The sequence below is a fragment of the Xanthomonas sp. 10-10 genome (assembly GCF_040182365.1).
GTDB classification, from domain to species: Bacteria; Pseudomonadota; Gammaproteobacteria; order Xanthomonadales; family Xanthomonadaceae; genus Xanthomonas; species Xanthomonas arboricola_F.
In genome coordinates this window covers 2,611,839-2,635,616 of sequence record NZ_CP144460.1, presented here as the reverse complement: position 1 = coordinate 2,635,616, position 23,778 = coordinate 2,611,839, and the positions used below count along the sequence as shown (strand labels likewise).

The 23,778-nt window shown below is 64.6% G+C and carries 21 protein-coding genes and 1 pseudogene; 10 read left to right on the top strand and 12 right to left on the bottom strand.

What is annotated here, in order from left to right; translation table 11 throughout:
• Positions 1 to 8: 8 nt before the first annotated feature.
• Positions 9 to 878, bottom strand: coding sequence for an NmrA/HSCARG family protein (locus tag VZ068_RS11070; protein ID WP_349655355.1), 870 nt, complete (start codon positions 876 to 878; stop codon positions 9 to 11).
• 160 nt (positions 879 to 1,038) lie between these two features.
• On the opposite strand from VZ068_RS11070, the gene VZ068_RS11065 reads away from it, so the two are divergent.
• From VZ068_RS11065 to VZ068_RS11045, 5 genes are all read left to right on the top strand, one after another.
• Positions 1,039 to 1,914, top strand: coding sequence for a LysR family transcriptional regulator (locus VZ068_RS11065; protein WP_259149346.1), 876 nt, complete (start codon positions 1,039 to 1,041; stop codon positions 1,912 to 1,914).
• Between the two features lie 454 nt (positions 1,915 to 2,368).
• Positions 2,369 to 2,791, top strand: a complete 423-nt coding sequence (locus tag VZ068_RS11060) for a hypothetical protein (protein ID WP_349655354.1) — start codon at positions 2,369 to 2,371, stop codon at positions 2,789 to 2,791.
• Positions 2,792 to 3,099: 308 nt separating this feature from the next.
• Entirely contained in the window at positions 3,100 to 3,729 is a 630-nt protein-coding gene (locus tag VZ068_RS11055) for a lysozyme inhibitor LprI family protein (protein WP_349655353.1), read from the top strand.
• Positions 3,730 to 3,781: 52 nt separating this feature from the next.
• Positions 3,782 to 6,154 carry a peptidoglycan-binding domain-containing protein gene (locus VZ068_RS11050; protein ID WP_349655352.1) on the top strand — a complete coding sequence of 791 codons (2,373 nt, stop codon included), beginning with the start codon at positions 3,782 to 3,784 and terminating at the stop codon, positions 6,152 to 6,154.
• A gap of 133 nt (positions 6,155 to 6,287) precedes the next feature.
• Positions 6,288 to 6,758 carry a hypothetical protein gene (locus tag VZ068_RS11045; protein WP_349655351.1) on the top strand — a complete coding sequence of 157 codons (471 nt, stop codon included), beginning with the start codon at positions 6,288 to 6,290 and terminating at the stop codon, positions 6,756 to 6,758.
• Here the strand turns inward: VZ068_RS11045 and VZ068_RS11040 are convergent.
• Together VZ068_RS11040 and VZ068_RS11035 are read right to left on the bottom strand one after the other, a co-directional pair.
• Positions 6,685 to 7,329: a response regulator transcription factor gene (locus tag VZ068_RS11040; RefSeq protein WP_349655350.1), complete on the bottom strand. Its 645-nt coding sequence runs from the start codon at positions 7,327 to 7,329 to the stop codon at positions 6,685 to 6,687. The two genes, VZ068_RS11045 and VZ068_RS11040, sit on opposite strands and share 74 nt — an antisense overlap.
• Complete coding sequence (locus VZ068_RS11035) at positions 7,322 to 8,761, bottom strand: PAS domain-containing sensor histidine kinase (RefSeq protein ID WP_349655349.1); 1,440 nt, start codon at positions 8,759 to 8,761, stop codon at positions 7,322 to 7,324. The genes VZ068_RS11040 and VZ068_RS11035 overlap by 8 nt, the downstream gene beginning before the upstream one ends.
• A 184-nt stretch (positions 8,762 to 8,945) precedes the next feature.
• Here VZ068_RS11035 and VZ068_RS11030 point away from each other — a divergent pair, with 184 nt between their 5' ends.
• On the top strand, positions 8,946 to 9,887 hold the full coding sequence (locus VZ068_RS11030; protein ID WP_349655348.1) for a bestrophin family ion channel: 942 nt from the start codon (positions 8,946 to 8,948) through the stop codon (positions 9,885 to 9,887).
• Between the two features lie 14 nt (positions 9,888 to 9,901).
• Entirely contained in the window at positions 9,902 to 10,819 is a 918-nt protein-coding gene (locus VZ068_RS11025) for a universal stress protein (RefSeq protein ID WP_349655347.1), read from the top strand.
• A gap of 665 nt (positions 10,820 to 11,484) precedes the next feature.
• Here VZ068_RS11025 and VZ068_RS11020 read toward each other — a convergent pair.
• The 7 genes from VZ068_RS11020 to VZ068_RS10990 all read right to left on the bottom strand — a co-directional run bounded on the left by VZ068_RS11020 (position 11,485) and on the right by VZ068_RS10990 (position 18,047).
• Positions 11,485 to 12,288: an SDR family oxidoreductase gene (locus VZ068_RS11020; protein ID WP_259149396.1), complete on the bottom strand. Its 804-nt coding sequence runs from the start codon at positions 12,286 to 12,288 to the stop codon at positions 11,485 to 11,487.
• Positions 12,289 to 12,331: 43 nt separating this feature from the next.
• The gene (locus VZ068_RS11015) at positions 12,332 to 13,858 is read right to left on the bottom strand and encodes a GMC family oxidoreductase (RefSeq protein WP_349655346.1); all 1,527 of its coding nucleotides are present in this window, start codon (positions 13,856 to 13,858) and stop codon (positions 12,332 to 12,334) included.
• Positions 13,855 to 15,216 carry an alpha/beta fold hydrolase gene (locus tag VZ068_RS11010; RefSeq protein ID WP_349657691.1) on the bottom strand — a complete coding sequence of 454 codons (1,362 nt, stop codon included), beginning with the start codon at positions 15,214 to 15,216 and terminating at the stop codon, positions 13,855 to 13,857. The genes VZ068_RS11015 and VZ068_RS11010 overlap by 4 nt, the downstream gene beginning before the upstream one ends.
• 302 nt (positions 15,217 to 15,518) lie before the next feature.
• Complete coding sequence (locus tag VZ068_RS11005; protein ID WP_259149400.1) at positions 15,519 to 16,187, bottom strand: glycosyltransferase; 669 nt, start codon at positions 16,185 to 16,187, stop codon at positions 15,519 to 15,521.
• Positions 16,184 to 16,786: a class I SAM-dependent methyltransferase gene (locus tag VZ068_RS11000; protein WP_259149401.1), complete on the bottom strand. Its 603-nt coding sequence runs from the start codon at positions 16,784 to 16,786 to the stop codon at positions 16,184 to 16,186. The genes VZ068_RS11005 and VZ068_RS11000 overlap by 4 nt, the downstream gene beginning before the upstream one ends.
• A complete protein-coding gene (locus VZ068_RS10995; protein ID WP_349655345.1) occupies positions 16,783 to 17,541 on the bottom strand; it encodes a PIG-L family deacetylase in 759 nt (252 codons plus the stop codon). Before VZ068_RS10995 ends, VZ068_RS11000 begins: the two co-directional genes overlap by 4 nt.
• Complete coding sequence (locus VZ068_RS10990) at positions 17,529 to 18,047, bottom strand: dehydrogenase (RefSeq protein WP_349657690.1); 519 nt, start codon at positions 18,045 to 18,047, stop codon at positions 17,529 to 17,531. The genes VZ068_RS10995 and VZ068_RS10990 overlap by 13 nt, the downstream gene beginning before the upstream one ends.
• A gap of 873 nt (positions 18,048 to 18,920) precedes the next feature.
• Here VZ068_RS10990 and VZ068_RS10985 point away from each other — a divergent pair.
• Positions 18,921 to 19,581 (top strand): annotated as a pseudogene (locus VZ068_RS10985) (AraC family transcriptional regulator); the annotation flags it as partial.
• A 43-nt stretch (positions 19,582 to 19,624) separates the two neighbouring features.
• Here the strand turns inward: VZ068_RS10985 and VZ068_RS10980 are convergent.
• Both VZ068_RS10980 and VZ068_RS10975 read right to left on the bottom strand, forming a co-directional pair.
• Complete coding sequence (locus tag VZ068_RS10980) at positions 19,625 to 20,623, bottom strand: GlxA family transcriptional regulator (RefSeq protein ID WP_349655344.1); 999 nt, start codon at positions 20,621 to 20,623, stop codon at positions 19,625 to 19,627.
• A gap of 15 nt (positions 20,624 to 20,638) precedes the next feature.
• Positions 20,639 to 21,667 carry a DJ-1/PfpI family protein gene (locus VZ068_RS10975; protein WP_349655343.1) on the bottom strand — a complete coding sequence of 343 codons (1,029 nt, stop codon included), beginning with the start codon at positions 21,665 to 21,667 and terminating at the stop codon, positions 20,639 to 20,641.
• A gap of 606 nt (positions 21,668 to 22,273) precedes the next feature.
• Here VZ068_RS10975 and VZ068_RS10970 point away from each other — a divergent pair.
• Both VZ068_RS10970 and VZ068_RS10965 read left to right on the top strand, forming a co-directional pair.
• On the top strand, positions 22,274 to 22,579 hold the full coding sequence (locus VZ068_RS10970; protein WP_259149405.1) for a XapX domain-containing protein: 306 nt from the start codon (positions 22,274 to 22,276) through the stop codon (positions 22,577 to 22,579).
• A gap of 306 nt (positions 22,580 to 22,885) precedes the next feature.
• The gene (locus tag VZ068_RS10965; RefSeq protein WP_349655342.1) at positions 22,886 to 23,776 is read left to right on the top strand and encodes a glyoxalase; all 891 of its coding nucleotides are present in this window, start codon (positions 22,886 to 22,888) and stop codon (positions 23,774 to 23,776) included.
• Positions 23,777 to 23,778: the final 2 nt, after the last annotated feature.

Genomic DNA, 23,778 nt, shown 5'->3' with positions numbered 1-23,778 from the left:
AACCGCACTCACGTTGTCGCGATGGCTTCGCGAACGAAGTGCTCGTAGGTCCGCAGCGGGCGACCCAGGATGGCTTCCAGGTTCTGCGTAGCGTTGTCATCCGCCCGCATGCCAATGGTCTGGATACCGGCCAGCATCAGGCGCAGGTCGTAGGCCAGCCATGAGGGGCTGTATGCCGCCATTTGCGCTTCGAAGGCCGCCACATCGTCGCCGGCGTAGGCGATCTCGCGTCCGAGGACCGCGCTCCAGATCTGCGCTGCAGACGCGCCTGTGACGGCCTGCGGGCCAACCAGATCGAGCGTGAGGCGCGGTAGTGGGCCGGTAGCGCGGTCGCGTCGCAGCAACTCGGCTACGGCGATGTCGGCGATATCGCGGGCATCGATCATGGCCACACCTGCTGCGCCGATCGGCATTGGATAGATGCCGTAGTCCTGAATGGTTTGCCGGATCAGGCTGTCGTTCTGCATGAAGTAGGCAGGACGCAAAATCGTGGCCGGAATATCCAGGCTTTCGATCATGCGTTCGACAGTGTGCTTGCCGGTGAAGTGGGGCACGTTGGTGTACTTGTCGGCATGAATCACCGACAGATACACGATGCGCTCGATCCCGGCTTCCTGGGCCAGATTCAAGGCGATCAACGCCTGCGTCACTTCGTCGGGGGTAACGGCGTTCAACAGGAACAGGGTGCGCACCGATGCCAGTGCCGCGCGCATCGAGCCCACATCGGTAAGGTCGGCGACGACCTCGGTGATCCCCTTGGGGAAGTTGCGTTTGCCCGGCTGGCGAACCAGCGCCGTAACCTGTGCACCTGCAGTGGCCAGGCCTTCGGTGACCAACGAACCGACGGTGCCGGTGGCACCGATAACGAGAATGCTCATGGTGAATCTCCTGCTGTAAATGAAGGACGAACAGTGCGGATGCGCTGCTGGGGAGTTGCCGGCGCATCGCGTTGGCGTTGCGGTGAACAGACTCTATGTTGTTGCGAATCCGATACGAAGACTCCAGAATTCAGACACCCGGTTTCAAATGTGAAACACCATGGATCTGAATGCCCTGATCGATTTTTCGCTGGTCGCCGCAAACCAGGGCCTGGGCAAGGCCAGCCGTGCCAGTGGTCGGTCGAAGGCGACGTTGTCGCGCCGTATCGCCGAACTTGAGGAACAACTCGGCGTGCGGCTTGTGGAGCGAAGCGCACGCGGGCTCAGGCTGACCGAAGCCGGGCAGGTGCTGATGGATCGCACCGAAGCACCTTTGAACGAAGTGGCCGAGGCGATGGCAGCTGCACGTGAGGGACTGTCCACGCCGCGCGGCAGGTTGCGGGTGGCGGCGCCAGTCCTGTTTTCGCAACTGGCGATGGGGCGGCTTGGTGCCGAGTTCTGTGCCGCCTATCCGGAGATCACGCTGGAGGTGGTGGCCGAAGACCGCATCGTCGACCTGGTCGAAGAGCAGTTCGATGCGGCCATCCGGATCAATCCCGATCCGGATAGCCGCCTGGTCGGCAGGTGCTTCGCGAAGGATCGGCTGGTTGTCGTGGCAGCACCAAGCATCGCAATGCCGTGCGCTGGCGCAGTGACACAGGTGCCCGGTGTGGTGACGACGAATTTCCAGCCGACCACCTGGTCGCTCGACGGCGGCCGCCTGATGCTCGAGCCCATACCGAAGCTTCGGTTCTCCTCGCTATTGATGGTGCGCGATGCGGTCGTTGCCGGCGCCGGCGTGGCGCTGATTCCACAGTCGATTGCAGGCACTCAACTTGCACGCGGCGCGTTGGTGCAATGGGGAACGATCCCGGGCATGGAGCCATCGCTTTGGGTCTTGCATACCTCCAGGCGACTGGCTGCACCGAAGGTGCGGGCCTTCGTCGATTTCATGTGCGCCCGATATCCGGATGCGGCATTGGTGCTGGATGCGTAGACAGGGCAACGTCCATGGGGCAGGGTAGTTGCGACGTGCATTGCCCGAATTCTCGCTGCCGATTCATGCGTTTGACGTGTACCGCATGCCCGCCAAATCAATAACGGTTGGCTGGTATCAGCAGCTTCAATGAAAGCGATGACCGGACCGATTGAACCCGGCCGCCGCTAGCCAACGCAGCGGCCAATACGCGCGCGCTACACTCGTGAGCCGTTGAAGGAACGAGGTGCACCGTGATGTTTGAAGGGATTCGCGCACAGTTACGACGCATAGCGCCCGACATCGCCAACGCGCTGCTGCCTCCGGCCAGCGAAGTACAACTTGCCGCCCTGGAATCGGCGCTTGGCCAACCAGTGCCCGCGGACCTGGCAGCGTTGTACCGCGAAAGCGCGGGACTGGACCCCGATGCAACAGCCAACTTTGCGCGCGCATTTTCATTGATGAGCGTGGATGGATGAGCGTGGATGAAGTGCTGGATGCCGTGAAGCGCGATCAGAACACCGAATCCGTCGCAGCGCGCTTTGCGGACCAAGGAATTCGGCCGGTGATGACGATGGGCCGGCAGCGCATTGTCATCGGGACCGATTTTGCCCGATGCCACCTGTGTGTCGACCTGATTCCAGAGGTTGGCGGTACTCCTGGGCAAATTGTCTTTCTCGACAGCGAGCATGCTGTTGCGTTGCTGCTGGCGCCCTCGATGAGCGAATTTGCCCAAGAATTCGAGAGCGACCTGGCCGAAGGCAGATACACGCTGGCAGCCGATGCACTGGAAGACGGCGTGCAGTGGTTGCACGCGACACACGAGATCGATGTCTGCAACTGGTACAGCTCACCGACGTGGGCTTATGTGGGGCGGTTGGTGGGTGAAGTTTCTTAGCCTTCTGTGGCCTGGCTCTGGATGTGTTCTGACATAATATACATTATGCGAAATCGAGCGTTGACGCTACTGTGCGCTCTAGCGGCCTGTCTGTCTTTTTTTTAAGGCGCCTGGGTGCTCTCCGCACCAGTCATCGCAACACGGGCGCTTGCTCTAAAAGATCGTCGACTCGCTTAGAGAGCTGCTCCTCACCAATTAACGTAGATCCCCTACAATTCACCGAACGCAACCACGGAAAAGACAGAACCCTGTCTGTGAGGCCGAGGCGTTCCGTGCCAATCGCTAACAAGTTTCAAGGAGACAGACAGATGCAGGAATTGAAGGCACGTACCCCTCTCAACCGCGCGATCGACTGCACGCGTCGCTGGTCCGTGCTTGCCCTGAGCGTGATGCTGACGGCATGCCAAGCTCCGCACACGGAATCGGCTGCGATTTCGGAGCCGCAAGCGGCGAGCGCACCAGCGGCCACGACTAAAACCCCTGCCCCGTCGCAGGCTTCTGCACCGGAGGCGGTAGTCTCTGCCGCCGAACAGGACGCGTCACCGAAAACGGCTGCCGATGCACCCGTCACCGACGAGGAAGGAAATCCTTATCGGCCGGATGATTCGTACAATCGGGCCAACCTGCGCCCAGAGTTCAAGAAGTGCGCGGCCGCCAGCGATGCGGTGATATCGGCGATGCAGGCATGCGCAGACGAAGAATTCCTTTGGCAGCAGAAACGTATGCGTGCTGCGTTCGGTGCCATTGCCAACGGCCCGGACGGAGAATTCAAGGACAAAGTGGCGGACGAGCAGGACGCCTACATGCGTGACACCAACCGCTACTGCCGTTTTGATCCAGCCACCCAGGGCCAGGGGCAGATGTTGGACGCTCAGTCCTGTCGCATCAACCGTTACGCCAATCGTGCCGATGCACTTGAGGCGTTGATTTCGAAGTAACCCTACCAACCTATCGCAAACCTATAAACCCTATCGCAAAGGAGTGCAGAAAATGGATGTAGTTGATCAAGCGAAGCAGAAGATGGACAGCTGGCATATTGGCCAGACCTCGGCGCATCGTGAATCCGGCGGGCGTGGTCCAGGTACCGTGTCGACCGGCGTGGGCGATCATGGCGGTATCTCGTATGGCACCTACCAGTTCTCGACCAACACGGGTGGTGCTGCGGAGTACGTCGCGGCGTCAGCGTACCGCAGCCGGTTCGCCGGCCTACAGCCAGGCACTCCGGAGTTTGGTGCGAAGTGGCAGGAAGTGGCGGCTGCTGATCCTGCAGGTTTCGCCAAGGACCAGCATGACTTCATTCAGACCCTTTACTACGACAAGCAGATGCAGCGCTTGCAGGAGGTGGGCATTGACCTGTCCGGCCGCGGCGCGGCAGTTCAGGATGCGCTGTGGAGCACGTCGGTCCAGTACCGGGATCTGACCCGTTCGGTGTTTCAGACAGGGCTCAAGGAGGCCTACGGAGAAAACTACAACCTTGCACAGCTGACTGACGAGCAGATCATCCGCGCCGCGCAGGACTACAAGGTCGGCCACATCGAGACCAACTTCAAGAGTTCCCCTGACTGGTGGCCAGGGCTGCGCGATCGTGCGGTCTCTGAGAAGGGCGATCTGGTGGCACTGGCGCGTTACGACGCAGTCAATCGCAATCCTGAGCCGTATCGGGGCAAGGACTACCAGCAAGCATTCGGTGAGCAAGAACCGCAGCAGTCGCGCGGCCGTGCGCGTGCCAACCCCATGGCCGACGGAATGCTGGTGTCGGGTGAGCGTGGCGCTGAGGTGGAAGCGCTGCAGAACAAGCTGATCCAGTCCGGTTACACCGGCAAGGACGGCCAGCCGCTGTCGCCCGACAAGCACTACGGGTCCAACACCGAGTACGCCGTGCGCGAGTTCCAGAAAGCCAACGGCCTGACAGAGGACGGCAAGGCTGGCAAAGACACGCTTGATGCGCTGGACAATGCAGTGCGCCAGCAGGGCAATGCAGGGCCGGCTCCAGTTGTACCTGCTGAGCACGTCGCGCCCGCGCCTACCGTACCGGCCGCGCCCGTGCAGGAGCAGACTGCCCCAGCCCGTGACCTGGCCCGCGGAGAGCGCATCCAGGTGATCGAGCCGATGGGGAGCGCCGACAACAAGACTAATCGGACCATCCCACATGGCACCTCTGGCGATGAGGCGTTCCGAGATCTGCAGATTCACCATCCCAAGGCCAACCACGAGGCCGTGCGCACGGGTAATGCTGCCCTGGCAGACCGCCATTCGGAAATGATTGGCGGGGAGTTGGAAACCGTCCGCAACACTGGCGACCGCAATGGCATTCCGCTTGTGCATAAAGACTTGATCCTCACCGACCAGGAGGGCTTGCGCGACGTGATGATCCCGAATCCAGTCGCTGGCTATGTGGAAGTCAATGAGAACAAGTGGAACTCCATCAGCATCTGGAGCCATCCGGCGGGTCACCCGGAGCGCGAACTGCTCGGCCAGGTGCTGCATGGTGAGCGCGGTAGCTCGCCATACAAGTCCGGCGACTATGTCGAGTACGGTGCACCGTTGATCAAGCAATCCGACGCTGGTTCGCCGGGTGCGGTGCATGCCCATATAGAGCTGGAGCCGGACCAGTACCGCAAATACCTGGGCGACATGCTCAACGACCGTCTGACCCTGGACCGTAATGCGCCCACCCGGACAGTGCCTTCGCAGAACGCCATGGCCGACGGCATGCTCACCAAGACCGAGCGCGGCGATGAGGTCAAGGCAATGCAGGAAAAACTGGCCGGTCTTGGCTATCAAGGCAAGGACGGCAAGCCGCTCTCCACCACCGGCTACTTCGGAGATGACACCTTCGCGGCGGTCCAGGCATTCCAACGTGCCAATGGGATGAACGACGACGGCAAAGCCGGCAACAAGACGCTTGCTGCATTGGACGCTATGGTCGCGGAGAAGCAGCAGCCCAAGGCCGAGCCAAGCATGCGTGATGCATCGAACCTTGACAACGCACGCTTCGAGCAGGCGGTCGGCAAGCTGCAGATCATGGAAAAGCAGCGTGCGCAAGCCGGCATGCGTCCGGTATTCACCGACGATGAGCAAATCGAGCGTGCAGCGGGTCAGCTGGTGGTCGCAAGCAAGGCCGCCGGAATGGACCGAATTGATTCTGTGGTCGCTCGACTGGACGGCTCCGGCGTGTTCGCGGTGCAGGGTGAGATGACCGACCCGGCTGCACGCCGCGCTTTGGTCGAACACAGCCAGGCGATCTCGCAGACCGTGGAGGCCAGCACCCGCCAAGCGGAGCAGGCCAATACGCAGTCTCAGAATCAGCAGAGCCAGAACCAGCATCGCGAGCAGGAACAGAATCGCGCACGCGGAATGTAAGCCGCAGCGAGCTGCCGGTGGCCGCTAATGCGCTACCGGCAGGCCGCAACGCCCTTGCGGGTGGCAGACCTCGCGTTCGGCACGTCCCCAGCGAAGTGCTGTTTCGGGTGACATTGGGCTGAGTGCTACCTCATTGTTCGACGTCGATCACTGGCTGAGCCATACGCATCGTCTGGGTGACTGGATCTCCACCTGCTCGATGGATGGCCATATCCATTATTTCGATGGCGTCTGTTGGCAAACACTGCAGACCTCGGCAGAAGATGGCCTCAACGCCGTGTTCGTCGCCAGCCAGGGGAGTATCTATGCCGCCGCGCTGGACGGTTACATCCGCCTGATCGAGAGCCATCGCGGGCAGATCGTTTCAGCGGTGGGCGGCAAGCGCCTCAATGCGCTGCACGGCTTTGCCAGCCATTGCCCATATGCCGTCGGCGATGGCCCCTGCTCTTGCTCCATCACGAATCTGCTCTCTCTCTCCGGCTCGCTCGCCAATCCGACAAATCAGGCGCTGGCTGAAGCGACATGCCGCCTCACACCAGATCACGATAGTCCTGCAGGATCACCATCACCAGCTGGCTGCGCGAGCGCACGTCGAGTTTGTTGAACAGCTGTTGGAACGTCGCCTTGATGGCGCTTTCCGAACTGCCCAGCTGGCGGGCGATCAACTTGTTGGACTGCCCGCGCAACAGGCCGCGCAGCACTTCGCGCTCGCGGTCGGTGAAACTGGGTCGGCTTTCGTGGGTGCCCTGGGCCACCAGCGATTGCAGATACCGTTGGTCGATCAGCACCCGGCCCATTGCCACGGCGTGGATGCTGTCGATCAGTTCATCCGTGGAAACGTCCTTGCGGCAGATGCCGGAGACGCCAAGCCGGATCAAGGCCAGTGCGTCGCGTTCGGACAGGCCGGCGGTGACGACCAGTGTGGCCGGGCGGCGTGCCTGCTCGGCCTGGCGCCGCATGTAGTCCAGCGCGTTGTACTCGCCCATGTCGTAGTCGAGGATGACCACGTCCGGCATCAGCGATGCGATCTGCACGATGGCCTGCGCCAAGGTGCCGGATTGCCCCACCACCTCGAAGCGGGCATCGGCACCGAGCAGGCGCAGCAGGCCCTCGCGGAACAAGGTGTGGTCGTCCAGCAGATAAAGCCGCACCGGTGCACGCCGTGACTCATCCATCCAGCGCCTCCGCATAGGGGGCATGTGCCAGCGGCAGATGCAGCTCGAAACATGCGCCCTGCCCGCCCGGCGCATAGCGCAGCAGGCCGCCTTGGTTGGCCATCAGCGCACGCGAGATGTACAGGCCCAGCCCGGAGCCGTCGCTGTCGCTGCGGAACGGCTGGAACAGGCGGCCCGGCTCGGAGATGCCGGTGCCGGTATCGCGCACGCTCAGCACGGCGCGCTGCTGTTCCAGGCGTGCACTGACGATCAACTGGCGGCGTTGCGGCGGCAGCGCCTGCACCGCACGCAGCGAATTACGCGCCAGATTGAGCAACACCTGCAGCAACGCATGGCGGTCGCCATGCACCGATGGGAAGTCGGCGGGGATCTGGATGACCAGCTGGCCGTCGACGTCATCCCAGTCCGAGCGAATGATCACGTCCAGTTCGCTGCACAGCGTCTGCAGCCGCGTTTCATGCGCCTCGTCGGGCAGCTGCCGACGCAGGTTGAAGGACGCCAGTTCCATCAATGCCGCCACCAGGCTGCGCAGTGCGGCCAGGTCCGGATCTTCGCCGATGGCCGGATGCCGCGCCAGGTTGGAGGTGACCACGCCGGCAGCAGAACACAGGTTGCGGATCTCGTGCGACACCGCGCCGGCCAGCAGGCGATTGTTCTTGAGCACATCGTCGAAGTGCGCCGATTCGCGCGCGCGCACTTCCTCGCTGGTGTCGACCAGGATCGCGGCCAGGTGGCGCTCGGCGCTGTCTTCGTAGACCGAGAACCAGGTGGTGGCCGGGAAGCGGGTTCCATCGCTGCGGCAGCCCCAGGTGCTGGCGGAGGTGCGCATGCCATCCAGATTGGCGCTCATGCTCAGCGCATCGTCCAGCAACGGCAGGAACTCGCGCACCGCGCGGCCTTCCAGCCCGCCCTCCTCGGCCATGTCCAGGATCTCGTGCGCGGCGCGGTTGGCCGCCACGATGCGGCCGTCGCCGGCCACGGTCAGCAATGCCGCCGGGCTGCTCTCGGCGAGCAGCCGCAATTGCCGCTCCAGCCGTCGGCGCAGCCGCTGCTCGGCGCGCAGTTGCACGTAGTGGGCCAGGATCACCCGGCGGGTGCGGCTGATTTCGGCCACGAGCAGGCCGCAGCCGGCATAGGCAATCGTCGCCATGAAGAAGCGCAGCGCCTGTTCGACCAGGGTTTCGTCGGTCACGAACAAGCCGCGCAACACCGCGCAGGCAATCGCGGCGATGACGATGTCGCGCCGCGACAGCACCGTGGCCGCCAATACCACCGGCAGGATGTACAGCAGCCCCAGCGAGACGCCCAGGTGCGAGTACCACTCCGCCCACACCAGTGATGCCAGCATCGCCAGCGAGGCCCACAGCGTCGGGCCGCGATTGAGCTTGACCACCTGCCCGCGCCACTTGAACGGCAGTCTCAATCTGTCCATTGCCTACCCCTGCACTTGCGCTGCAATGCCGCTCCTCTCTCGCTGTGGTTGATGCCACAGCATCGTGGCCAGGCGTGCGGATTTCACCCTATCGAAAGATAGCCCGCGCGCATCGTTCGGACGGTGCGTGCACTGTCCAACGCTGGCGCAAGGATGGCAGACACGACCGTGGAGGCTGGGTGTAATGGCCCTACCCCACGTTGATGTCGCCTTCCCCATGATCACCCGCGATACGTTTCCGTTGCGACGCATCTGGCCCAAGACCTACAAGCGCCTGCTGGTGTTGCTGGCGTTCGATTGCGCCGTGGCCGTGCTCTACACTTTTTTCGGCTGGCAGTGGCTGTCGATCGAAGCCTTGCCGCTGGCCCAGCTCGGCTCGGCGCTCACCATCTTCCTGGCGTTCCGCGCCAATGCGGCCTATGGCCGCTGGTGGGAGGCGCGCCAACTCTGGGGCTCGCTGGTGAACACCTCGCGCGCCATCGCACGCCAGGCGTTGACCGCGCTGGATGTGAATCCGGCCGACCCGCGCCAGGCCGCACTGCGCGACGACATCGTGGTGCATCAGGTCGCCTTCGTGCATGCCTTGCGCTGCCATCTGCGCCGGCAGAACCCGTTTCCCGAGTTGGCCGGCCTGCTCGGCCAGGCACGCGCCGACGAGCTGCGCGGCTACGTCAACATTCCCAATGCGCTGACCCTGCGGCTGGGCGAACAACTGCAACAGGCGCGCGACTGGGGGATGCTCGACAGCCTGCGCTGGTCGTCGCTGGACGCCAACCTCACCACGCTGGCCAACATCCAGGGCGCCTGCGAACGCATCAAGAACACCCCGCTGCCACGGCAGTTCTCTTCGCTGCCGCGCACGCTGGTGAACATGTATTGCTGGCTGGTGCCGCTGGGCCTGATCGCCGGCATGGGCCTGGCCATGCCGATCGCCTCGGTGCTGATCAGCTTCACCCTGATCGCCATCGACAGCGCCAGCAGCGCCATCGAAGACCCGTTCGAGAACACCGTGCACGACACCCCGATGACCGCGCTGTCGCGCGGCATCGAACTGACCCTGCGCGAGATGCTGGGCCAGCGCGTACCGCTGCGCGAGGTGCGCGCCATCGACGGTTTCATCTACTGACCACGGAGCCAGCCATGCAGACCACCCCCACCCACCTGATCTTCGCCACCAACTTTTCCGAAACCTGCCATGCCGCGATCCCGACCGTGGCGCAACTGGTGGACCGCCTGCGCGCGCGCCTGACCATCCTGCACGTGCACGCCAAGGGCAAGCGCACACAGGCCCAGCAGTCGCTGGATTCCTTCTTTGCCGAGGCGTCCAACTACCCGGGCTGCGAGCGCGCCCTCGCCGGTGGCCCTGCCGCCGCCGGCATCGTCTCGTTCTGCCGCAGCCGCGACGACGCGCTGCTGATCATGCCGCCGTCCGAGCGTACCGGCCTGCCGCGCCCGTTGCATGTCTCGCTGCGCGCGCGCGTGCTGCAGCGCGTGGCCACGCCCATGCTCACCCTGCCCTATGCCGATGCGATCCCGCGCGACGGCGCCGTCGGCGGCCATGTCGCCTGCTGGATCACCGGCCGCGAAACCAGCCTGGAATCGCTGCGCGATGCCGCCGCCCTGGCACGCCGTCGCGGCGCCGACCTGCACCTGCTGCATGTGGTGCCGGAGGTCAGCGAAGGGCTGCTGGTGGACAGCCTGTTCAACGACAAGCCGCTGAGCGAAGGCGCAGCCAGCAACTGGCTCAGCGATCTGGTCCAGCAGCTGCCCGACGATGACGACCTGCGCGTGCGCATCCACGTCGCGGTCGGCAATCCGCGCCGCGAAATCGCCGGCCTGCTCAAGCGCGCCTGCGCCGATGTGCTGGTGGTCGAACACGACGCCCTCGTGCGCCGCGGCGTCTGGCGCTCTTCGCTGCAATCGGCACTGGCCAAAACCCCGTGCGTGCTGATCTGCCTGCCACCGCCGCACCTGCGCCGCCCGATCCTCGGCGCCGGCAGCGACCGTGCACCCACAACGCGCAGCCGCAGTGCGGCGACGCAGCGGCTGCGTGCCTGAGGGAGCGCGCGGCGGGGCAGCGGCAGTCGGACGGCTGCCCCGGCATCCAGTGATTCCCCGTCGCCTCCGCCTCCGGCAACGATGAGCAAACCGCAATTCGGCCCCTGCTGCTTCATAAACTCGTACTGTCACTGGGCAGCAAGGAGATACAAAGCCTGCCGGTGACAACGGCCTGGCCGAGCCAGGCAGCCTGGAGGACTTCCTGTCCGACACACGTGCACGGGGCCTCATGTTTTAGGCGGCTTCATGCGATGCCTCGTCTGTACGCCAACTCCAGAAATTCCGTCATTGGGTGCGCCAAAATCGGGGGATTTGTTCTGCGGGCAGTATGGCAACGACCCGCCGCTCGCTTGGCTGCTGGAACGATTTCTGCTTGAACCTGCCAGCTTTTCGCCGGCACCGTACCGGGTGTTTTCAGAAGACCGCAGCGATCGTTCCGGCGGAGAGCGAACCAGCGTGGACTGCGTGGTGGGTACCACCAACGTACGGGCCTGTAGAGCGATGGATAGCGGCTGCAATCGGATCCAGTACGGCGGCAGTACCCAGCCGGGCACTGGGAGAGGCTCCCAGAACCAACCCAGACACACGATCATGCGGATGCGGGGTGAGCGGCTGTCCGTCGCGCTCTCAAGACATGCGGCGCTACCGTGGTAGCGCCGCCCGGCTCAGCCAGCGATGGTAAACACCGAGCCCGAATCCACGCGCACGCCGGCCCCGTTGATGAAGCTGGCGCGCTCCGAACACAGGAACGCGACCACCGCGGCCACTTCTTCCGGGCGGCCGCGTCGCTTGAGCACCATGCCGGGACGCTCCTCGTCCAGGAATGACGAGATCGCTTCTTCGACACTGGTTCCGTTCTCCTGCGCGCGTTTTTGCATCATCTTGTCGGTCATCGGCGTTGCGATGAAGGCAGGCGAGACGGTGTTGACCAACACATTGTCGGCGCCGTAGGCCTTGGAGAGCCCCTTGGCCAGGCTGAGGATGCCGGCCTTGGAGGCGCAATAGGCCAGTTCATCGACGTAGGGCTGCACCGCATCCTCGGAGGCGAACAGCACGATCCGTCCCCACTGCTTGCGACGCATCGCGGGAATGGCCTGGCGGCACATGCGCACCGCGCCCATCAGGTTGATGTCCAGTGTTTCCAGCCAGCCTGCATCGCTGACCTCCAGGAAATCGCCGGTGGCGCCGGTGACGCCGGCTGCATTGATGTAGATGTCCGGCTCACCCAGTTGTTCGCGCACCTGGTTCCAGATGGCGGTGACATCCTGTTCCCGCGTCACGTCGCCTTCGATGGCGATGATCTCTCCCAGGCCGGACAACTCGGCCAGTGCCTGGTCGAGTGTGCCGTCGGGAAGATCGGTGATCGCCACGCGCACGCCCGCTTCGAGCAGCTGGCGTGCGGTTTCCTTGCCCATGCCGGAGTCGCCGCCGCTGATGAGGGCGATGCGCTGGTTGATTCCGAGATCCATGTTGAACTCCTGGTCGTTGAATAAGGTTGCGGCGCAGGCGCTGCTAGCGCGCAAGGAAACGTTCTGCGGTACGTAGCCCGAGCGCCATTTGCGTCAGCGCCGGATTGGCCGCCAGTGCACTGGGAAAAATCGAGTTGTCGCAGATGTAGAGGTTTGGTAGATCGAAGGCGCGGCCACCGGGATCGACAACGGCCTGCGCGGGATCGGTGCCCATTCGGCAAGTACCGAGCGTGTGCGCCGAACGTGCAGCCGCGAAGATATTGCGGGCACCAGCCGCTTGCCAGATCGCTTGAAGCAATGCGCGCGCGTGGGCGTCGATGGCCTGCTCGTTCGGCCCGTAACTGAAATCGATGCGCGCCTTGCGCTGGCCGAACGCATCCCGTTCGTCCGACAGGACCAGGCGATTGGCATCGTGCGGCAGGCATTCGCCATTGATGCCGATACCGGCCAGGCGGTTGTAGCGCAGCATGGTGTCGACCAGTTCCCTGCCCCACAGGCCGGCACCGCGCGCCAAGGTGTTCGCCAGCGTGATCGGCTGTACGCCCAGGCTCTGCACCAGATAGCCGCCGACGAAGTCGGCATTGGCCGGGCGCAGCATGTCCTCGGTCATCAGCGAGGACGGGTATCCCCGATTCATGCGCATGTCTGCGTCGAACTCACCCCACACCTGGGTTGCCACATGCGCCATGAAATTGCGCCCCACCTGCCCGCTGGAGTTGGCCAGCCCCAGATTGAGCAACAGGCGCGGCGTCTCCACCCCGCCCGCGCAAAGGAAGACGGTGCTGCAACGCTGGCGATACTCCTGCCCATGCTGGCGGTAGATCACCGCGGTGAGCGCACCGCGGCCATCGCGTTCCAGATCGATCACGCGGCTGTCGCTGCGCAGTTGCGCGCCATGCGCCCTGGCCAGAGGAAGCCAGGTGGTATCCACGCTGACCTTGGCGGCGTTGCTGCAGCCCTGATGGCAGGCGCCGCAGTTGTTGCAGGCTGCGCGTTGGCCCCAATGCGGCTGTTGGTGGGGCCTGGTGACCAACGCGGCGGGTGCATCGGCCGCCCGGATGCCGAGGGCGCGGCAACCGCGCTCCATGGCCGCGGCCGACGCATTGCGTTGCGGTGGCGGATACACATAGCTGCGCGCGGGGTCCCATGGATAATGCGCAGGTCCGGAGACGCCGATAAACGTCTCTACACGACGAATGTAAGACAGCAACTCCTCGTATGGGATGGGCCAATCGGCGCCATGGCCGCTCTGGTTCAGAAGGCTGAGATCGCGCCTGTCCGGCCGCGGGCAGAAGGCGCCCCAATGCAGGGTGGAACCGCCTAGCCCGGAACCCGAATTGTTCGGTCCGAACGCAGTCGGCGTCTGCCCACCGCTCAGACGCTCATCCATCCAGTAGATGCCGGTGGTCAATTCGTCGGGGATGTGGGACTGCGGCGTGAACGCCGCGCCCGCCTCCAGCACGACCACCGAAACGCCGGCCTGCGCGAGCCGCGCCGCCAGGGGGCCACCGCCAGCACCGCTGCCGATCACGACGGCATCGACAACATCCTGTGTGCCAGCAGCCTTCATCGGTCGGCTCCGGAGGCGTGGAGTTGCCAGGACTCATGCCGATCCGCTGCGGTCTCTGCGTAACCCAGGCTCTCGGTGCCGGCAGCGCCAACGGCGAACCCGTCGTAGCCCAGCGCTGCCATCGTGGCGGGCAGGCTGGTCCAGATGCGGACCGTCTCGGCACGCACGTCCTCGAACCAATGCGCCAGCTGGGCGGCATCCAGGCCATGCGCTGAGGTGTCGCCCAGCGCCGCCTGCGCAATGTCCTGCAGCCAGTGGTCCTGGCTGTCTACCGACAGGTCGGCAAAGCCGCCGGCCAGCGCATCGAGCGCATCCAGCCCAAGCGGTATTGCCAGGCGATCTTCCGGCAGGTCAGCATGCCGCCAGCCATCGCCCGCACCGTCTGCGAGCTGCACGTCGATGCGCCGCGCAATCTGCCGCGCGTCGCCTTCGCCATCCAGGACGCGTGCGACCACCGCTGCCAGCACTGCCAGCTGGTGCGGGTTCAACACGCCCTCGGCCGTGGCAGGCGGACCTGCGTGCCGCGCGAGCAGCGTCGCCCGCATGCGCGGTGCGACGCGCTCGGAGTTGAGCAGCGCAACGAAGGCTTCGGGCAGGCAGTTCTGCACGCAGCGGTCCACATGCGCCGCGATCAACTGCGCCAGCTCCTGCGGCTGCTCATAAGGGATCAGATGCGCGGCATCGGCCACAACGGCAAGCTGCGCATGCGCATAGTGCGGCGCATTCAAGCGCTGTTGCGCGGCCTCGCCCAGGTCGCCATCCTGGTCACCGGCGACGATCACTGCCGGCACGCCAATGCATCCGGCCTGCGCGCGGACGTCTTCCCGACTGCCGTGTGTGAGCCACGCAATCCATGCGCTGGGCGCGGTGCGCAGGACATCGTTGATCGCCATCGCCCTGGGCCCGTCAGGCAGCGTCGAGGCGCAGTTGGCCTCCACGAACTGTACGGCCTCGGCACGTGTGGGCTGACCCGTTTCGAACCAGGCAAGCATCGTGCGTCGTCGCGACTCTTCCATGGGTTCGGGTGCCGGTGGCGAGGCGGCAACCAGCACCATGCCTGCCAGACCGGCCAGGCCTGCCACACCATCGCGCGCCCGCGCTGCCGTCAAGGTAGCGATCTTTCCACCCATGCTGTGCCCGATCGCGAACCAGCATGGCGGCTGTCGATTGATGACTTCAGCGCTGAACCAGTCGACGAGCGCATTCGTGTCGAAGTGGTCCAGCGGAGCCGCATCGCCAAACCCCGGGATGTCCAAGGCAACACAGTCGAAGCGATCACCTAGCTGCGCGATGACACTGCTCCACGCATGCCGGCTGCCTCCGAGGGCATGCAGAAAGAACAGCGTTGGCTTGATCATGTGACACCTTGATCCGTCGGTCCGGCATGGTGGCGCACGCTTCGTCCACGCCTCGTGCAGATGAGGTCGAAGGCCGGTCAGTAACGGGAGGCGTTGGTTGGTGGAATACCGTCGTTCGACGCAGGCTATGCAAAGGCGCAGAAGCATTCCGCGTCGCTTGTCCGGCAAGGCAGTAGCCTTGCAGTCGCCACGGCAACCAGAGCCAGTTGCGCCCGACGGCATCCGCTGAGCAAACCACGGAAGTGCGGCGTTGCCGCCGGCATCGCCCTCTTAGAGACAACGCCTCCTGCCTGCGTCACCAGCTATGCAGGCACCCAGGGCGAGACTTCCAGCTGCTTCAGGAAATCCGAGAACCCGCCAAGCGCACGTGCATGCCTGCGCGCACTGGTCCACACCACCGAGCGTGGCGACCACGCGATCGACGCCTTGATTGCCTGCAGCGCGTGGACCAGCGCGACATCTTCGCTGCAGGTCAGTGCGGAGAATCCGCCGCATTGTTGATACAGCGCGGTGCTCACCCCCAGGTTTGCGCCGTGAATGCGCCCATGGCCTTCGCCGGTCGCCTGGCTCTGTTCGAATCTGCGGCGTACCTCATCGGAATAGTCCAGCCAATCTTCCACCTCCACCACGCCGCAGAACACGCCGGTGCCTGCCCTGCGTTGTTCCAGCAGCCAATCGGCCGGAACACGCGAGTCGGCATCGGTGACGGCCAACCAGTCGGCGCCCAGCGCAATTGCCTGGGATGCGGCTGCGGCGCGCGCAATGCCTACGCCGCCTGGCGTGGGGACGTCGACCACGCGCGCGCCGAATGCCAGCGCCAGCTCGGCGGTGGCATCGGTGCAGCGGTCCACCGCGACGATCACTTCCACTGCCTCCTGCAGCTCGGGATGCGAGGCGGCGCGCAAGACCGATGTGAGACACGCGGCCATGCACTCGGCCTCGTTATGCGCGGGAATGATGACGGCGATCACCGCAGGCCTTCCTGCTGTGCCACCGAGAGCGGCTGCGCTGTCCAAGCTTCCAACAAGAAATCGCTGTCTTCGTAGCGATAACTCAGCGGCAAGCCGAGCAAGCGGGCGATGCAGGCGTGGACCGCGATTCCATCTTGTTGTGCCTGTTCGAACGGATGCTTCCAGTGGCAGGCCACCAACAATCCGTCCGGCGTGAGCGCCAGCTGGAGACGCGCGACCAGATCGTCGAGATCGGCGGCGGCGAAATAGTAGCCAACCTCACTCAGCACGATCAGGTCGAAACTTCCCACCGGCCACTGCTGCGGATGGCAGGCTTGCACGATCTCCACGTTGCTTCGCTCACCCACGCGCTGTCTGGCTTGTTCCACCGCAGCTTCCGACATGTCGGTCGCCAGCAAACGCTCGCAGCGGGCGGCGAGCCCGCGTGTGGCCTCGCCGTTGGAACATCCCAGTTCCCATCCACGTGCAAATCCCATCCGAGGCAGCGTTGCCAGCAGAATGTCGCGTTTGCGTTTTTCGTACCAACGCGTCCCGTAACCGAAAGGATCGTGCCGTTGGTAGATGCTGTCGAAATATTCTGCGTTGGCCTGGGCGTTCATGGGAGATAGACCTCAAAGTCGCGCTGAAACCTGGCCAGCGCCCAATCGGGAAGGATGGGGTTGGCCAGCGCGGGCGTGACGCGGCCGGTCTGCGTCTTGAACGCTGCCATTGCCTGCACCTTTGCAGCGTGTGCAGCGGGCGCAAGCTGAAGACGCGTGGCCGCTGACAGCATCTGACTCTGGTCCGGGTTGTCCCAATGCCACGCCCACACCGGGAACTGGATCAACTGCGCTCCGCAGCGTGCAGCTGCGTTGCTCGCGGCATCTGCACACGCTTCGTGGTCGGGGTGGCCGTCGCGCGCATACGTAACGAGCACCGCATCGCCGGGTTGCAGGAGATCGGCGATCTGTGCACCGAGAGCGATGACCCGCGCGCGCACCTGGCCATCTCCCGCATCCAGCCTGACGATGTTGGACGGGGCGATGCCCAGGCATGCCAGCGCAGCACGCAACTCGTCGCGACGCGCTGCCGCCAGCCGGGCCGGTGCCCATGCGTCGTCCAGCGGATAGGCTGCTTCACCGTCGGTGACGGAAACGATCAGCACCTGCCTCCCGGCTGCAATGGCCATCGCAAGCAGACCGCCACATCCCAGCACCTCGTCATCCGGATGCGGAGAGATCACTACAACACGTGTGGCGGCGCCCAGTAGCTGGTCGAGGCTGGTGATGGGCAGCTCAATCAACTGCTGCGATGCGCGCCAGCGCGCTTCGCTGACGCCTCGACCTTCGATGTGCTCGCCTCTCACGGCAGCCATGGATTGCCCTCGCGCGCGTGCAGCTGTTCACCGAGCCACTGCTCGTCCTTCTCGCCGTGGGATTGGCGGATGAAGGCGGCCAGGTCTGCACACCGTTGCGCATGCTCGGCATCGCAACACAACGATACGGGCCCCAATGCCAATGCAGCGCGTTCGATCACGTCCCGGCAGACGCGGTCCATCAAGCTACGCAAGCGAGTAACTGCGAACCGATGGCTTTCGGCTGGAGCGTTGTCGATCGTATCCGCCAGGTCCTGCAGCATCAGTCGCGCGCCCGTCAGCTGCTCGTCGATGGCGCCCAGGTGTGCTGCGGAAAAAGGATTGTGCATTGCCCTTGGCGAACGGCGGACCTGCTCGGCAATGGCCGTGGCGGCGCCATACCAGCAGGCAGCGATGCCCGCCCCGCCGTGCCAAAAGCCCGGCCGCTGCAGGTAGAAGTCCGGCTCACCCAGCAACCTTGCCGGCGCACCTGCAAAATGGCCGCTGCCGGTCGGAATGCCGACCATGCCGGGGCCGTGCCACTGACTAGCGTCCAGCGCAAAGTGGGGGCGCGTGAGTGTCACCGCGGCAAGCGGATGCTGATCGCCGCTGCCGACAGTCACCAATGCATGCGTCACCACGTCCAAGTCGGCGCTGCACCACGGTTTGATACCAGATACAGTGCACGAGTCCGCTTCGTACGTCGCGGTGTCGTGCGGCCCCCCTGCTGCCCACACTGCCCAGACAGCTCCATTCGAAGGCAACGGCTGACCGGCCTCGGAAAAGATGGACAACGCGTCGTAATGCGCTTCCAGCACCTTGGCAAGCGGCAAGCTCTCGGCACCCAGCTTGCTCAATGCCAGCCAACGTGCGCGCGTATTTCCTGCACCGGGATTTGGTAGTTGCGGAATCGAGCGCAATTGCGCATGCACGCGTTGCGCGAGCGCGGAATTCGAAGAGGTCGAGGAGATGCCCGGCAGATCATCCCGGGCCAAGGCTGATTGATACATAAGCCAACCTAGACGATGGTTCGTCAATCCCAAGTGAGTCAGATATCCAATTCCCTCACGTGCAGGGCACGTTGACTCCACCGTGTGCGACGCGGCCCCGACCGGGATCGGCACCAATGCATCTGCACCGACCTTCCGGCCGAATCGCAGCGCTCGCATGTCGGCGCGCGAGAAGCCTCTGGTTCATGGCCCGCTTCCAGAGACAAGTTGTGCGTATGAGCTCGCCACAAAAGATGCTGCCCGATCCAGCAAGGCGAGCTGCGGGGCCAACTGGCGGTCGACCTGAGTGATCGATGCGAGCATGAACTAAACAGTGACCACAGCGTTGCAACGGCGATTGCGTCAGACGATGGAACCGGACTCGGCCGTTCTTGACCCCAGTCGTCGACATTCGACGCTGCTGCGTTCGACCGCGACGCACTGCGGGTGCGCCACGGCAGCGACGAGGAAAACGCACACATCATCGGTGCCATGTTCCGCTACGAGCGCCGGCCTCTCCCGCCCATCATGCATGCCCTGCCCGAGGTCATTCGCATTCCCCAAGATGCCGGTCGGGTACCGGAATGGCTGGCGCAACTCTCGCACTCTGATGGTCGAAGCGCGCCACGCGCAGGCCGGTGCGACGCTGATGGTGTCGCGGATCATCGACTTGATGGTCATCCGCGTGCTGCGCAGTTGGGCCGAATTGGAGCCGCTGCACGCACGCTGGCTGGGCAGCCCGGCAAGCGCTCGTATCGGCCGTGCGCTCGCGGCTATCCATGCCGATGCCTACCGCCGCTGGAGCGTGGATGACCTCGCCCGTTGCGCGGGCATGTCGCGGTCGGCATTTGCCGCGCAGTTCGCCGAGATCGCGGGCGAGCCACCAATGCGCTACATCGCACGTTGGAGGCTGACGGTGGCCGACGAACTGATCCGCTCCGGTGGCATCAGCGTTGGCGATGCAGCACGCCGTGTCGGATACGATTCCGAAGCTGGCTTCAGCCGCGCATTCAAAGCCTTGTTTGGCCACGCGCCGAATGCGGCCAAACCTCCCGCAACGGCATCGCGCTAGATGCACCACACCGCACCAGCGATGGCGCCGCCGCCTTCGGCTCTCAAGCCGATGGGACGGAGCTGCGGAAGCGCTCGCGGTAATCGCCCGGTGCCACACCCAGCAAGCGCACGAAGGCACGACGCAGGGTCTGTTCGTCGGACAGACCGGTCAGCGCCGCAATGCGCTTGATCGGCAACGTGCCGGACTCCAGCAGGCGACGCGCGGCCTCCAGACGCAGCGTTTCCACTGCCTTGGCCGGCGTGACGCCACACTTGCTGCGGTAGACGCGAGCGAAGGTGCGCGGCGACATGTTCATGCGGCCGGCCAGCACGTCCACCCGCAGATCCTCATGCAGATGGGCCGCCATCCAGCCGTGCAATTCTGCGAAATCGCCGCCGGTGCTGGCCTGCGCCGACAGCGGCGCACTGAACTGCGACTGCCCGCCCGAGCGCTTGACGAACACGACCAGCTGTCTGGCCACATCGATGGCAAGCCGGTGTCCGTGATCGTCCTCGATCAATGCAAGCGTCAGGTCGATCCCGGCCGTGACACCTGCCGAGGACCACACGTTACCGTCGCGAACGAAAATTCGGTCGGCATCGACCTGTACGCCAGGATGCAGATTCGATAGCCGCGCTGCCCAGTCCCAGTGCGTTGCGGCGCGCCGCCCTTCCAGCTGCCCAGCAGCGGCCAGCAGGAACGCACCCGTGCAGATCGAGCACAACCGGCGCACGGTCGGGCCACGCGCCGCCACCCACGCCACCAGACCTGCAGAGGCTTGGTACACGTCACCGCGGCACCCGCCGGGTGCCATCAGCGTATCGATCGGGGTGTTCTCCAGGCTGGCCAATGCCACAGAGACGATCTGCAGCCCGGCGCTGGTGGTCACCAGGCCGCCGTGCTCGGATGCGACGGTCATCGTGTAGCGCAGTCTCCCGTCGGCCAGCGGCCGGCACTGATTGGCGGTGTGCAGCGCCTGGACCGGCCCGGTGAGATCGAGCACGTTCATCTGGTCGTGGGCGAGCAGCACAACGTGACGCGATGGGGAAGAGTCGGACATGGACGCCTTGTGCAGTCAATGCGGGAAATCGGGATATTCGAACGCCAGCGCGACGCCCCTGGCCGTCGCACGACCGTATCGCTGCATGATGCCATCGAGCGCAGTGTCCAGCGCCGCCACCGGCGCCAGATCGGCAGCGATCAGCAGCGGAGCGGCAGTCCCCGCCTTAAGCGCCCGATCGGGCAGGATGCGCAGTCCGTGACGTGTCACAAACGGCTCGCCAGTGGCAGACACGAGTGAGGCCTGGCTGCGGCCCGTCGTTGAGTACGCATCGATCGTCAACGCAAGGGCACCCTCATCGATTCCCGCCCTGCCCAGTACGTCGACCTGGTCGCGGCCGTGCAACCAAGGGTTGGTGTAGAGCACTTTTGCCAGTGGCACCGCCGTCGTGCCCAACCGCGGCGAAAAGACATCGCTGTCATGCTGCGCCGACCACGCCACGGCACCGACGCCCTGGGCGACGTTCCGCGCCGTCTCAGGCCCGCTGATGGCCTCCACGAGCGCGATGGACGCGGGGATGGCGGCGCTGACGCCAGCGGTCGATATCCAGTTTCCATCGGCAACATAGCGTCGATTCGGCGTCCAGCGTATCGCCGGATATTGCCGTGTCCGCGCCGCGCCGGTCGACCAATGCGCGGTGGCGCGCCGCCCATCGAACATCCCTATCTGCGCGGCGACCAGGGCGCCGTTGCAGATGGTGACGATCGTGGCGCCCTGCCGGGACTGCCGCTTCAGCCACGCAAGCAGGCGCGGCGTGGATGCCTGCGCCGGCACGATGATGTAGTCGGCGCCCAGTGGATGGGTCGCATCGAATTGCGCCACCGTGGTATCGGTCGCGATCCGGAACCCGGGCCTGCCAAGATCGGTGAATGTGGAAAGCGGCCCCGCGTCGAGCGTCACCGCCGATACGTCCATCGTGCCAGCGCGGGACAGGATCGCGAAAGGCACCAGGAAATCGCTGATTTCCACGCCTGCGTTCTCTCCCACCACCGCAATCACTGCGCGCGAGCGGTTGGGACGCGCCCGATAGGCGGGGATCGACATATCTTCTGTGGGTGACGCTCTCGATGTCCCGGCTGCAGGTGGCGTCGCCTTCGATGGCGGCCCAGCGCACCCGGCTAGTACCACGCATGCAGCCAACGCGGTGTGCCGAACCAATCCAGAGAAGGTGCCGGTTGCCATGTGCTGCCGTAGATGGGTGGAGTGCGGGCATTCTTCGCCCGCCACCCTGCGGCAACAATGCCGCTGTTGCGTCATTTCCTGCCATGTGTCGGTGCCGATCTGCGATGCCGGTGGTGTCGCCCGATCCGGCCTGCGGTCCAGGACGCATGCTGGCGACGCGCCGTGCGACGTGTGCACATGCATCCCCCGATCGAGTCATCGGACCCTGCCCCGACGCGGTGTTCTTGATTGAACGCGATACGTCCAGCATGGACGGCACCGCTGGCGCCACGCGACGCCATGACCCAGCGATTCCCTATCCAGAGAGGTCGCGTCCATGACGATGTCTGAGTTGCCGGGCCAGAGCGGGACGCTCGCGGCCGGTGCACTGCGCTCGCATCGCGACCAGGCAAGTTGGCTGGCGGCGATTCGAACACGTCATCGACTGCAGATGTGCGCGAAGCGTGTTTCAAACAGGAGAGTCGCACGATGAAGCCCTATTTGCTCTCGCTCGGCGCCGGCCTGCTGGTCGGCGTGATCTACAGTCTGCTCAACGTGCGCTCGCCAGCGCCACCGGTCATTGCGTTGGTCGGTTTGCTTGGCATCCTGATCGGTGAGCAATTGCCGCCTCTTGTACGCCAGCTGACAACGCGCAGCCAGGCCGAAGCCTCGTGGATCGGCCATCAGGTCAAGCCGCATATGTTTGGGCATCTGCCCGCAGGCAAACGCACATCGACGGATGCACCGCAAGCGCCATCGCCGCCACCCGCGCAAACCGACGGGGGCGATACGTAAGCGCACCTGTCTATCCGGCCTGATGGTGCATGCCGCCTGCGCAGCCCCGGCTGCGTTGCCGGCCGGAGCCTTGCTGCGACGGCGCGTCGATCGGTCGATTGTTCCCTGTGGCGATGCGCCGCGAGCTACCGAACGGATCGCCGGCTTGATCAACCAAACACGACACCACACGCGGCGTGTAGCAAGTGGCGTCCCGGGTCAAACGGCGTACAAGAACGCTTCGCGTGCAGATGCCTCCTTGCAGCGATGGCATCGATTACCCATGGCCGGCAATGCCGTCGCTCCACCTTTCCCGAAGGAACTTCCATGCGTCCGTTACTTTCCCTGAGCCTGTCCGCTGCGCTGGTGTTGAGCGCGATCCTCCCGGTCCTTGCCGATGCCGCAGCACCAGTGTCGGTGGGTCCGCAATACGACACCACGCACGTCTATGTGGCACCTGCCGATGTGGATGCGTTCGCGCACAGCTTCGCCGCAACCTTCGGCGGGCAGAGCACGCGCCAGGTGATCGCCACAGTCACGCCGACGCCCAGCAGTACCAGCTCGCAGTTGGTGCAGACGCCGGCAGGCACCGTGTCGTTGTTCGGATTCCGCACACCGGTGCCCCACCCCTTCGGCAGCGAGCGCACCGGCTACCTGGTGACCGACATGCAGCAGGCCATCGCGGCCGCACGCGCTGCCGGAGCGGAGGTGCTGGTTGCACCGTTCAAGGATCCGATCGGCATGGATGCGGTGATTGCCTGGCCGGGCGGCGTCAGCATGCAGCTGTACTGGCACGACAGCGCGCCGCATTACCCACCGCTGGCGACGATTCCGGAGAACCGCGTCTACGTCTCGCCCGATCGCGCCGATGCGTTTGTCAAAGCCTGGCTGAGGTTTTCGCATGGCAAGCTGCTGCACGATGACCGTCATGCGGACGCAACGCTTATCGGCCGGCCTGGCGCCACGTACCGCAGCATCGTCATCAGCTCCGGCTTCGGTGCGCTGCAGGTGCTGGTGACCGACGGCCACCTGCCCTATCCGTATGGGCACGAGCTCACCGGGTACGCCGTCGACGACCTTGCGGCAACGCTCGCCCGCGCCACCGCTTCCGGCGCAAAGGTGTTGGTGCCTGCCGTGACAGCATCGGGTCGACAGTCGGCGATGGTGGAATTTCCCGGTGGATATGTCGCCGAGCTGCACGCCGAACTCCACTCCTGATT